At 41.6% G+C, this 12,331-nt stretch carries 8 protein-coding genes; 1 reads left to right on the top strand and 7 read right to left on the bottom strand.

From position 1 onward, the window contains the following. Positions 1-523 precede the first annotated feature (523 nt). Entirely contained in the window at positions 524-1,525 is a 1,002-nt protein-coding gene (locus DC094_RS08575; RefSeq protein WP_116686697.1) for a hypothetical protein, read from the top strand. A 147-nt stretch (positions 1,526-1,672) separates the two neighbouring features. Here DC094_RS08575 and DC094_RS08570 read toward each other — a convergent pair whose 3' ends face one another. The 7 genes from DC094_RS08570 to topA form a co-directional block, all read right to left on the bottom strand. Continuing rightward, on the bottom strand, positions 1,673-2,827 hold the full coding sequence (locus DC094_RS08570) for a PDDEXK-like family protein (protein ID WP_116686696.1): 1,155 nt from the start codon (positions 2,825-2,827) through the stop codon (positions 1,673-1,675). Positions 2,828-3,161: 334 nt separating this feature from the next. Beyond that, a complete protein-coding gene (locus DC094_RS08565; RefSeq protein WP_116686695.1) occupies positions 3,162-3,410 on the bottom strand; it encodes a Rossmann-fold NAD(P)-binding domain-containing protein in 249 nt (82 codons plus the stop codon). Between the two features lie 451 nt (positions 3,411-3,861). After that, positions 3,862-5,601, bottom strand: a complete 1,740-nt coding sequence (locus DC094_RS08560; protein ID WP_116686694.1) for a hypothetical protein — start codon at positions 5,599-5,601, stop codon at positions 3,862-3,864. Next, the gene (locus tag DC094_RS08555; RefSeq protein WP_116686693.1) at positions 5,598-5,936 is read right to left on the bottom strand and encodes a hypothetical protein; all 339 of its coding nucleotides are present in this window, start codon (positions 5,934-5,936) and stop codon (positions 5,598-5,600) included. Before DC094_RS08555 ends, DC094_RS08560 begins: the two co-directional genes overlap by 4 nt. A 61-nt stretch (positions 5,937-5,997) precedes the next feature. Beyond that, a protein-coding gene (locus tag DC094_RS08550) for an IS3 family transposase (RefSeq protein ID WP_116686107.1) occupies positions 5,998-7,550 on the bottom strand; the annotation gives its coding sequence in 2 pieces (ribosomal slippage) (positions 5,998-7,091 and positions 7,091-7,550; 1,554 coding nt in all). Positions 7,551-7,605: 55 nt separating this feature from the next. Beyond that, entirely contained in the window at positions 7,606-8,337 is a 732-nt protein-coding gene (locus DC094_RS08545) for a dsDNA nuclease domain-containing protein (protein ID WP_116686692.1), read from the bottom strand. A gap of 1,003 nt (positions 8,338-9,340) precedes the next feature. After that, positions 9,341-12,037 carry a type I DNA topoisomerase gene (topA, locus tag DC094_RS08540; protein ID WP_116686691.1) on the bottom strand — a complete coding sequence of 899 codons (2,697 nt, stop codon included), beginning with the start codon at positions 12,035-12,037 and terminating at the stop codon, positions 9,341-9,343. Positions 12,038-12,331 lie beyond the last annotated feature (294 nt).

Here is a 12,331-nt window from a genome sequence, read left to right as displayed (position 1 = left end):
GTGCCTGTATATAAATGCGAAAGCATTTATATAATCCATATGCCTTTGGCACTTTGCAGGCGAGTTTCATGTACTCCCAGTAAAAGGTATGTCGTGTCTGGGTTTTTAGTCCGCACAACAAGCTCGGCGGTTTTAGCTGGTGGTTGTTGAGTTTGGAAAGCAATGTTGTTTTAAATAGCTACAACTATTAATTATTCTTTTCAGCTAAGCGGCATGATTTTTGGTAAAAATTTCAGGTGACTTATAAATCAGCGCACTGACAAAAGAATCGATGCCGATAATTAGATATCCTTTAAGCCCCTAGCTGCTGTCTAATAAGAAACCGGGGCGCCTAGCTGGTTAAATAGGTATCTGTTCTATCCGTTTAGGCTGCCTTTGTTTTAGCTGTGATCGTTATTTTTGGTTAGAACAAAACAGCTTGCTCCAGACCTTGTTGGATGCTGTTGAATTTCCAATAGGGCCATTGTAGCTGTTTCTGTAAAATGATACTTTAGCGGTAGAATAATCAGCACATGGAAGTGTCATGAAATATCTGTTACCTCTTGTAATAAGTTCTGCTCTGCTAGCAGGTTGCGGTGGATCATCCAGCCAACCAGATAATAACTCTTCAGAAGATTCAAATTTAGCAGGCCCTGTTGTTGTCGATACAACTGAAGGCTTCACCCTGGATAGGATTGATCGGCGCGATACATTTGACTCGGTTGACTTGAATAGTGCTGATCCAGCCTTACTGCTTGTCATCGTTAATGATTTGTTTGCTGATTTGAACCCTGATTGGAAGCTATTAATCGAACAAAACCATATCGCAGCATCATACGAAGAAGATGATGACGAAGATCCAGATGAGGACGAAGATGCAGTCGATCTGATATTGAAAAATTGCCAAACCTTTGAAAAGAATAATTTCAAACGGCAGCATTGTGCACATCAGCAATACGGGTTTCTCACGGGTGAGCAGGAAGTACGTTCGAGTAGTTATGAAGCTATTTTTGCATCAAAAATTGATTTTCCTATTTTTACCCTGAGTGGGTTATGGAACGAAAAAACAGATATTCAAGATTTTGATCAATCGAACCTGATTCTAAGTACTAACAGGTTAAACTCCTCAAAAGTCTCAACAGATCAGGGTGAGATTAATCAATACCATGAGCAAGCAATCAAGTTTGTTCTGCCTGTTAGCAAGTATTCAGAAAGAATTATTGAATCAAGTAATCTTTTGTTAGCTAATAAATATCTCGATCAAGACTATTTTACCAATATCACCGGACATGTTAATGCAGATTACTCAGGTGATAAAAGCTTTTTACCAGGCATAGGGCTGGGAGCGAGAGGTTTTGTAGGCAGCTTTGGATTTGAAGTAGTAGCCCGAAGCCAGTCGGCAGTAAATGCGGATTCCGGTGGCAAGCAGATGCTGAAATTTACCAGTGATGGCCAAAAGCTATGTGTTTTTAGCAAAGTACATGATTTCTTTATTTATGAAGGTAATTTTGTTACAGACCGCGATTGTGACGGTATTTCAGAATAATCATCTAATTGGGCATTTAGAGGTTTGTCTGGAAACGGCTATTTGACTATTTATCAAATAGCCGTTTTTAAAAATATACTCAATTCAGAATCTTTTATAGTCTGCAATGTATGATTTATCCAAAAGATTTAGAAACTATTTAATTTCTTAATTTAATGCCTTGTTAATTTCAATAATGTGCTCACGTACCTTGTTTAAAGCACTATTTATATGTTCTTCTGATATTTCATTACCCTGTTCAAGAATCTTGCGTCGACTATCCAGGTCTGAATGTTTGGAAACGTAATATTTCCCCTGCCACGCACTGACCTTAGTTGCTTTGGAGTTCATAGCACACAGTAGTGCTTTAACCTTATTGAGGTTTTCTTTCTCTACAAAAGGAAAGACTGCAAACCAGCTATGTTTGTAAATCTTGATGTAAAGCCCTTCAGGCCAGCCTTGCAGACGGATATTTAAATCGAAATGATCTTTGTTTTCGCGTTCTCTATAAGCAGAAATGATTTCCATACCATCAAATTCGCTAAACATTGAGTCGCTATTCAACTTGCCTTCTATTTTTTCAAAAAAATTCTCAATTTTTCTTTGTACGCAATAAGCTAAGTGTTTCGCCATTTGCTGGTAGGCATCCTCATGCTTCTCGAAAATATTCCAGCATAGATCTCTAATTTCATTACTTCCAGACATATACTGCTCCACATGGGTGCTAAATTGCTCGATAAAAAATAAGGCTTTCTGGTTAGCTCGGCTTTTCACCATAGCCAGTTGATCAATCATCTGGCCGTATGACATTAGATAAACAGGCACGGATGAATTGGTATCATCGGTGGTTGGCGGCTTGCCATTGGGTGTCAGATAAATCAGTGCGTGGGTATAGCCGCTGTATCTCGAAGTGAGGATTTTCTGATAGCGAAGAATCTGCTCTTTCTGCTCGCCAGCCCAGATCTTGTTTTCAATCGCGACCACCAGCTTCGCTTGTGGATACTCAATTACCAGGTCGATGTTTTCCAGCTCACGGGAAATAATCACCTGGTTATCTGTTGCGGCAATCAAGGCAGACAAAGGAACGGCTCGAGCCGAACTCTCGATGAGTTCGAGCTGACTAACCCCACGAGTGAAGGCGTTGAGAAATGCATGGCCCAAACCATGTGGATAAGACGGGTTTAGCAAGCAGGCGATAATATTAGAGTGAATCAGCTCCTTGTTTCTTACCCCCATCATCTTGAACAGATCAAACTCACTGGAAAAGCTGTCCAGCTGCATAAAGTGATTTGAAAGCAATAGTTTTTGAAAGTTTTGTTCCATAAGCCTTTCCTGGTTGGCTGGCAGGTTGACGTACCCGCACTTACAGGCCTTGACAGAATTGGCACAAAGAGCCAGTCGGTGGGGTAATTTATAATGAGGGTTTTACCGCGTATTGCCACGATACCAATCAATAGAGAACAGAATGGAGTATTGATGAATTATGTAGCGTGTTTAAGAATCTGCATCATTCATGGTTAATAGTGCTTGGTAAATTTTAAGTGACCAATTACAAACAAGCAGCTAGGGAGGACGGTTTATTTTATTGTTCAGTCATATATTGCAAACGCAGAATTGAATCTCCGCTTTACGAGGGTGGTGACATTAATTTCATCTGTTATGCTTTCATTTTCTTTAGTTCATTGGCAAAGCCATAGCCGGCTTCAGTAAAAACATTGAACGTATAGTGAACACCGAGGGACTCAAGCTTTTCTTTTTCGTCGGCATAGCTGGTGGTTGCGGCCATTTTTCCTTTAAAGCCCATTTTACGTATCTGGGTTGCGGCACTGATATTTGCCTGATGAGTTGGTAGTGTTAGCACCACCCATTCCAGGTCGTCTATCAGGTTGGGTGCCGTTGCTTCCATTATATGCAGAATTCGCTGTAATGATCATCAAAATAGTGATGGGTGAAGGCTAACCAGTTGTGCTTTTACATCTGCTGCCAGTTAGTCGATGAGAGGCTATTCTGCATCTGCAATCTATCTTCACAGACCGATGGAAAGTTTAGCTTTGAATCAAACCATTTTTTTAATTATGAAGGTGGTGCTGCTGTGAAATATTTTCTTTGAATTTTTAATAATGGAATGGGTGAGAAGAATTCTCAGAAGTTGATAGTGCTGGTTTTTTTTCGGGTTTTGTGGTTGGTTATTGTGTGGGTCAATGTAGGTTGGGTGAGCCAAAGGCGAAACCCAACGATTTATACGTGGGATTGGAGGGGTGAATAAAATGGGTAAAATAAAAGCAAACTGGATGGGGCCAGTTTGCTTGGGGTGTGCAATTAATTAAAATAATTATTATTGTTTATGGTGTCTGAAATCATGCTGATTCAAAGAGTGATAGTGTGCTTTCAATTAACTCTGGCGCTATTAATTTTGAAGACATAAAGGATCGTTTTGTCTTACTATCGCCGATACAAATTAGTTTTGTATCGTCAGTAAAGTAATCACGTTTGACTTCTTCAATATCAAACAAGGTTGAGTTTGACTGGCTGTTGTTTTTGTATTCGGCAACTGAAAATATTACTTGCTGACCATTGTTTGTTTCCTTTGATAGAAAATCAAAAATGTTTTTCCTGCTTTCTATGTCTATATCTTCTTTGAAAACGGCATCCATTATGAAAGGTAGAGTGTGGAGTGTTTTGTTTTTGCTGACCATTTCATAAAAAGAAAAATTGTAAGCCATCAGCAATTGGTGCAGTTCTACACCTTGGTATGGAAATGCGTTGATGGAGTAAATTTCTTTATACTTGTTTTCTTTTGGCAGCTTAATTTTTAGAGATTTGACTTTGGATTTGAAGATTTTCAGGAATTTTCCATCTGCTTTTTTTCTGAGGTCTTCGATGTCTCCATCTTGGTTCTCCTCTATTTTGCTTGTAATTCCGTCAATTGTTTTTTGGGTGAAAGCTTTTTGTCCTTCAATTTTTTTCAGCATTTTCAAGTTTGACTGATGGTCAATCCAGGAGTTGATGCTAACATTTTCGATTTTAACCCTCTCCATCAAGCCATACTTTTCTTCAAACTCGGATCGCAATTTTTTTATTTTCACTTCTGAAGAATTCAAGGATGAGGATGTTTTTTTTATGTCAGATTTAGTTTTTTCCAGCTCGCTTATGGCATCATTAACATTCTGTGTATACTTGTAAAACTCTCGTAAATCACCAGGAAGTCGCTGTTGGCAAGTTGGGCAGCTGTCTACTTCAGGAACTTGGTGTTTGATGTTTCTGATAACCTGGGATAAAACCTTTTGCCTATTTTTTAGCATGCTGATCTTATTGCAAAGCTTGGTCTGTTCCGATTCTTTTGCAGTCAAGTCATTGTTTAGCTCTTGATACTCATCAAAAAATCTTGATGCTTCTCCTTTTATTTTTTCATCTATAATTTTTGATATTTTAAGTTGTTTATTTCCTTCCTCATAAGATTCAAGCTGTTTAAGTTCAAAAGTCAGCTCCTTTTTTTCTTTCTCTAATTTATATTTTTCGATTTTTCTTGCGTTGCTTTCGATGCCGCAGTAGTAGTCCAGGTAATCATACTTGAAGTCTTTATAAAACCTATAGTTACCTATTGATTCTCGAATGTATACCCAGCCAACAGACTGTGATATGTAATATGGCAGCATAGCTGCTTCCAGAGGGGCCTTTACTTGCTCACCTTGTTGTTGAAGAAGCAGCTTGAAAGAAAACAGACTGGAGATTATATCTTTATATTTTTTATATTCATAAGAGTTGTTTGAATTGATGCCATCAAATCTCATCGGCGGCTTATTGTCAATGGCTAAGACGATAGTGTCATCAGATCTAATGAATGATAATTTGGTTCCTTCATTTTCCTTTGTCAGCTCACAATCTAAACGAAAAATTGTATGTGGATCGTTTATGTCGCTTAAATTTTCTTTAGAATCATTTATACCCATGGAATAAATGATTGATTGGATTAGTGTGCTCTTGCCTGAAGTGTTTCTTCCGTGGATGATGTTTACTGTATCGCTAAAATGAGTGTGAAAGCCATGGCCTTTGTTTTGCGAATAAACTAGAAGACTTTTAAAAATCAGCGAAATCATTCATCCATCCCTCTTGTTTCGACGTATGCTGCAATTATAGAAAATGCCACCATATGGTTTTCTAATCTCGGATCAAATTCTTTTTTATATGTCTTGTACATGTCAACTATACAGTCGGCTTCAGATATGTGCTTCTCATCAATATCTGTTCTATCTTTCACAAAATTGTAGATTTTTCTATATTCTATTTGCTCAATATCCTTGAAATAATCAAAGCAGTTTTTAAGTAGCTCTTCCGATTTTCGTTGTATGGGGAGTGAAATCTCCAGCTGGGCCGCTAACTCTTTAGAGTAGCTTCTCCAAAAATTAAAAGATTTTTTACTTTCTGTCATCATAGAAAAGGTTTCTTCTATTTTTTCTTTGCGGTATTTTTCAAGGTAGTTGTCCCTTTTTAGATTAATTTATACCCGCCCTTTCTCTTTCTGGATTTAAAGCGACTTCATTTATATGGCTCCAATCCCTGATTGCGCCTGGCCATCGCTCTGGATGTTCTGATTTAGCCAATTCATAAACCGCCACTCTCTTTTCAAGTAGTTGCTTGTCTTCATTATTATGGCGCTGGTGCGGCGTCACAAATTTGATACCACTATGTCGATGCTCGTGGTTGTACCAACGTGCAAATTTTAACATCCAGCTTCTGGCATCATCCAGAGTTGCAAAGCCGCTGCTCGGATATTCAGGGCAGTATTTCACCGTTCGAAACAACGATTCTGAATAAGGGTTGTCATTACTGACTCTAGGACGGCTATATGAAGATCCAACACCTAATTCTTCGAGGCGCGCCTTAAAGGTAAAACTCTTCATCGGCGCACCATTGTCAGAATGAAGTACGGGTGGGTTTTTCAAGCAATTTTCTGATAATAAAGTGCGCGCTACCAATACCTTGGCATACTCACCCGATTCCACTTCATAGACTTCCCAGCCAACAATTTTTCGACTGTAAATATCGACAATCAAATATAAATACCAGAACAAGCCTTTGGTTCGAGAAGGTAAATAACTAATATCCCATGTCCAGACTTGATTTGCGCTTGTCGCGATATGCGTTGTCGGCTTTCGCCGTTTATGAGGCTTTTTACTACGGCCTCGATGCGTTAATTGGCCATTTCGTCTTAATACTCTGTACCAAGAGGATTCGCTGGCAATATAGGTGCCGCGATCTGCAAGCGTAGGGACAATCTGACAAGGCGGTAACCGACTGAATTCTTTTTGATTACTAATATTTAATATTGTCTTTTCTTCTTCCTTTGACAGCTTGTTAGCAGGCATATCTTTAACCACCAATGGACGTTGGTCTTCTATAGTTTTGCCTGCTTTGTCTTGCCAACGGTTCAGTGTTTTCAAGCTGATATTCAATATATCAGCAGCTTGGCGACGGCGCGCACCCTCAGTAATGGCTTGATGAAACCATTCCAAACACTGCTGGCGCTGTGCAAGTGACGTTAGTTGTCCTCGCTGTCGATTCCGTACCAAGCATCGAGCTTTTTTGAAAGAATCAACAGCGTGCTCGCCTCTGCAAGTGCTTTATCTTTACGTCTCAATTCTTTTTCTAACTTTTTGATTTTCTTTTCATCTGTTTTTTCTTTAAGCGTTTTTCGAGGCGCTTTGGATGCTTTTTCCGCCGATTGGTTACCGTGAATACAGGCTTGTTTCCATTGCTTTATCTGGTTTGGATACAGACCTTTTTCACGGCAATATTCACTCAGTTCAGCCTCATTAAAGCTGGCAGTTGCAAGGACAACAGCAAACTTAGCTTCAGCAGACCATTGTTCAGAACTCAGATGTTTTTCAGGCATGGGATGACCAGAGAGGTTAAATCGTTTGCGCCAATTGTACAATGCTGCCTCAGAAATACCTTCTTCTTTAGCAAGCACAGGAATAGATAAGCTTTGAGGAGGTAATAATCGTTTTAAAACAGCGTGTTTTCTTTCTTCAGAATAAGAGGGCATGTCCGTAATTCCTGCCATCCTCAATTGAAAAAGGATGGATTAAGTTAAGAGACAACTATCCTGACAGGGCGGGTTTGGTAAATGTTTTTTTTGTATCAGTAAGAGAGACAATGTTCCCATTATTGTAATGCTGTTCGATATTTTGTAGTAATTGGAGTAATGTTGCGATGACAGCTTTGTGGTCATTGATCTTCTTACCAAACCTTTCGTGTGATAACCCTGTGAGCGTTCTTTGCCAACCATTGTATCCCTGTGGCAAGTCAATGAACTGAAAACGGATGTTTTCTAGCTGGTTTTCTTCAAGTAGAGATTCGTCTATACCTTTTAGTATATTTTTCTTTATTTTTGGATCTAGATTGGAATAGTTTGCTTGCAAATTAGATACACTAACAGTTTTAGTTTCTATTCTTACGTTGTCTTCTTTTTGGCTTTTTAATGAGATCTTCTTATTAGTTAAAAAACCAAGAGTGTGGTAGTAATCATCTGATTTTGGGTGTTTGTCATTAAGAAGTTCTTTTCCAACTAATGTTATCTTTCCAATTATTTCACGGAGATCTGTGTTTATTGACCAATCCTTGCTTGATTTTTTTGCCTGGTATGTATCAATATTTTGAATCTTCCCCTCTTCATCTAAAAACGCAAAAAGAAAGTCTTCATGGTGTTCCATGCAAACAAAATAATTTTTTTGCGATAATTCTTCTTGGTTATCAAATATAAGGAAAACGACACAGCATCGCTGAAAAGAATATCCAGATGAACCTTCCACACCAGCATTGCTACTTATCATTATAAAACCCCTTTAGCAGTTGCCACTATCTATGATCACTCAATTGAAATCAATATTAGCCAGATATAGATATTAAAAGACTGTCAATTTAAATAGTGTTGTCTCAACTTGAGCATTGTTTCAGCCAGTTTAAAAAATGTACTGTGCATTTCAACTTAGTTAGGACAACTGTGTTTTTTCACAGTTACGATAAACGTGAATATGCCTCAGCGGGGGATATTTAATCCATTGCTTGTTGCTGATTCTATAATGGAATTTCTTTTGGTCAATGTAAATGCTTGATTTGGGTGTTCATTAGGTATGATTTTAATGCTGTGGCGTTGATTTTGAGTGTAATCAGAGCATATGTGGATCGGATTGAAAATATCAGGGTGCATACTTTTATTATTTATTTGATCCTCCTTTATCACTGGGGTATAGCAATAGTTAATATGCTTTGTGGATTTTATTTGTTGCGTGTTCGGTGTATTAAATAGAGCTAGGTGGTTGCCGCTGCTATAGGTGTTCCCATCCATTGTGATTGGGTTGGATGGGATTGAGCATTAGAGCGTACAGATTTTACCGTCCCTGGCCATGGATCCCGTACTTCCATGTGCAGGATGACGCGTTGCCCAGCAATTAGCTGCGGTGGTGTTGTAAGTGCTGCCAAGCAATGAACGGGGTGTGATGGTTGTGTCGCGAGTGCAGTGTAATAAATCGAGCTCTGTGGTTACAGCGCGGTTGGTGAGGGTGATGCAAGGGCCAGCAAGTTACTCCATACCGTCATTCCGGGCAGGGAAGCCGGAATCTATAAGCCATGGATGGTAATGGTTGAGGTTGGTAGGTAGTTGCTGGTTTAACTTCCCTGTCCATGGGTCCCCGCCAATCCCTGGCGAGGATGACGCGTTGCCCAGCAATTCAATGCGGTGTTTGTGTTTAGTGGTGCCCAACAATTAACTCCGGGTTACAGGCACAAAAAAAGCGCCGAAGCGCTTTTTTTGTTCAATGCAAAGTCAGCGAAAAACTATTCGTCTTTCGGCTTTGCTTTGGCTTTTGCCTTAACTTTCTTTTCTTCAATTGCCCATTTGCCGTCACTGAAGAAACCTTTCCAGCCGGTCGCTTTGCCTTCAATTTCAGACATAATATATTGCTGGGCTGTTTTACGGGAATAACGAATAGTCGTTGGATTTCCGTCGGTATCTTTTTGTGGAGCGTCACACAGGAAATGATATTTCTCTGGTAACTGGGCTTTTACTGGTGCGATTTCGCTCACTAATGGCGCACGGGTCTCGCGGTTACGCGGGAAGCCAGATGCTGCCAGGAACAAGCCTGAGGCGCCGTCACGTAATACGTAATGGTCGTCCACCTTTAAACACTGCAGATCCGGCATATCGATCGGATCCATTTTCGGTGGCGCAGCCTGACCGCTCTTTAATAGTTTGCGGGTATTTTTACAATCTTCGCCGGTACAACCGAAATATTTGCCGAAACGGCCGTTTTTCAGCTGCATGTCTTCGCCACATTTATCACATTCGATAATTGGGCCGTCGTAGCCTTTAATGCGGAATTCGCCGGTTTCAATTTCATGGCCGGGGCAATCTGGGTTATTACCGCAAACATGCAATTTGCGTTTTTCATCGATCAGATACGCTTCCATTGCCGTTTCACAAATTGGGCAACGGCGCTTGGCACGCAATGCATTAGTTTCGGCTTCTTCATCTTCCAGGCCGGCAGCGATGGCTTCGTCGCCTGCGGTTAGGTTGATGGTGCACTTGCAACGTTCTTTCGGTGGCAAGGCATAGCCGCTACAACCGAGGAATACACCGGTGCTGGCGGTACGAATCATCATTGGGCGGCTGCAATCTGGGCAATTAACATCGCCAATGTCGGTTGGCGTGTTAGCGCGCATACCGCCATCTTCAGAAGGCTTGTTGGCTTTTAACAGCTGCTCAGAGAATCCTTCATAGAAGTTGTCCAGCGTGTTGATCCACTGCTGTTTGCCTCTAGCGATCTGGTCGAGGTTTTCTTCCATGCTGGCGGTAAAGCCAAAGTCCATCAGACCTGAGAAAGATTCCACCAAACGGTCGGTAACGATATCGCCCATTTTCTCGGCGTAGAAGCGGCGGTTTTCCAGCTTCACATAGCCACGATCTTGAATGGTTGAAATGATTGATGCGTAGGTAGATGGACGACCAATACCCTGCTTCTCAAGCTCTTTAACCAGACCGGCTTCAGTGAAGCGGGCGGTTGGCTTGGTGAAGTGCTGGGTTGGGTCCAGTTTGTTCAGCTTGAGGATTTGCCCTTGCTTAATGTCTGGTAGCTCGCGGTCTTCTTCGCGCTTGCTAGCAGGTTTGCTGACTCGGGTGAAACCATCAAAAATCAGAACGCGGCCACGCAGTTTCATTTCAAATTCACCGGCGGTAACCGTTAGTGAAGTGCTTAGATATTCTGCGTTTGGCATTTGGCATGCCACAAACTGAGTCCAGATTAACTGGTACAAACGTTGGGCGTCACGCTCCATATCCGATAACAATTCACCCTTCATTTTGACATTGGTTGGGCGAATCGCTTCGTGAGCTTCTTGAGCACCTTGCTTGCTTGAGAAAGAAACCGGTGCTTCAGGTAAATATTTGGCACCGAACTCTTCATTAATATATTCGCGGCACGCTTCTACTGCTTCGCTACTCAAGTTGGTTGAGTCGGTACGCATGTAGGTGATGTGGCCGCCTTCATACAACCGCTGCGACATGGTCATGGTTTTCTTAACAGAGAAACCCAGACGCGTACTGGCAGCTTGCTGCAAGGTGGAGGTAATAAAAGGTGCGCCGGCTTTGGCCTTGGTTGGCTTTTGCTCGCGCTTGCTGACCACATAAGCAGCATTTTGCAGTAGTGCGACGGCGGCATCTGACTGTTGCTGATTGGTTGGGCGGTAAGCTTTGCCGTTGTGCTTGGTGACTTCAAATGGCAGCGCTTCGGTGGCTGATTCCTTAGAAGTTTGACCGTCGCTTAACATGGCATTCATTTGCCAGAATTCTTCTGGAATGAACTTGCGGATTTCCCGCTCACGCTCAACGATTAATCGCACTGCAACGGATTGAACACGCCCAGCACTTAAACCGCGCGCCAGTTTGCTCCACAGCAGCGGAGAAACCATGTAACCCACCACACGGTCTAGGAAGCGGCGAGCTTGTTGGGCATCGACACGGTCTTGGTCGACTTTGCCAGGTTCTTTGAAAGCTTCCTGGATGGCCGTTTTGGTGATTTCGTTGAACACCACGCGACGGAATCGGGAGTCGTCGCCACCGATTGCCTGTTGCAAGTGCCATGCAATTGCTTCCCCTTCACGGTCCAAATCCGTTGCGAGGTAGATGACGTCAGCATCGGCTGCCAGTTTTTGCAGCTCAGCTACCACCTTCTCTTTATTGGGAAGGATTTCATAGCGCGCTTTCCAACCGTCGTCAGGGTCAATGCCCATTCGTTCGATTAGTTGGCTTTTTTGCTTTTTCGCCTGGTGCAAAGCTTTAGCTACGGGTTCCATTTTACGGACCCGAGCAGATTCTTTTGCTCTGGCGCTGGCATCTACCGGCTTTTTGTTACCCCCTGCGGTAGGGAGATCACGAATATGACCGACGCTGGACTTCACAATAAAGTTTTTGCCCAGATATTTGTTGATGGTCTTGGCCTTGGCTGGCGACTCGACTATGACCAGTGATCTTCCCATTGGTATCCCTGCAGATGATGCTTATATAAACGCTGGTAGTTCCAGAGCGGTGGAACGTATATAGCAGCTTTATCGTAGCGTCAAGATAAAGCATGCATGTAACCGCAATGTGCTTGGTGCTATTCATTGGCACAAAAACGATCACTACTGAAGCAAAATAGATCGTAATTTCAGTAAATTGCAATTACTGGCGATATTTTTAGCTAAATTCGCTCAGTTGCCGAGCACCGCAGCTACCATTGCGGCTGATGATCAATATGTCAATCTGTCAGCAAAAACTTATTTCAGATAAAC

The sequence above is a fragment of the Pelagibaculum spongiae genome (assembly GCF_003097315.1).
Classification (GTDB): Bacteria; Pseudomonadota; Gammaproteobacteria; order Enterobacterales; family Pelagibaculaceae; genus Pelagibaculum; species Pelagibaculum spongiae.
The sequence above is the reverse complement of the archived record's forward strand: the minus strand, read 5'-3'. Positions and strand labels throughout refer to the sequence as shown.

What these genes read in the sequence shown, in the direction of transcription:
- DC094_RS08545 (WP_116686692.1), bottom strand. Translation starts at nt 8,337, where the DNA reads ATGATAAGTAGCAATGCTGGTGTGGAAGGTTCATCTGGATATTCTTTT.
- DC094_RS08575 (WP_116686697.1), top strand. Translation starts at nt 524, where the DNA reads ATGAAATATCTGTTACCTCTTGTAATAAGTTCTGCTCTGCTAGCAGGT.
- DC094_RS08555 (WP_116686693.1), bottom strand. Translation starts at nt 5,936, where the DNA reads ATGATGACAGAAAGTAAAAAATCTTTTAATTTTTGGAGAAGCTACTCT.
- DC094_RS08560 (WP_116686694.1), bottom strand. Translation starts at nt 5,601, where the DNA reads ATGATTTCGCTGATTTTTAAAAGTCTTCTAGTTTATTCGCAAAACAAA.
- topA (WP_116686691.1), bottom strand. Translation starts at nt 12,037, where the DNA reads ATGGGAAGATCACTGGTCATAGTCGAGTCGCCAGCCAAGGCCAAGACC.
- DC094_RS08570 (WP_116686696.1), bottom strand. Translation starts at nt 2,827, where the DNA reads ATGGAACAAAACTTTCAAAAACTATTGCTTTCAAATCACTTTATGCAG.
- DC094_RS08565 (WP_116686695.1), bottom strand. Translation starts at nt 3,410, where the DNA reads ATGGAAGCAACGGCACCCAACCTGATAGACGACCTGGAATGGGTGGTG.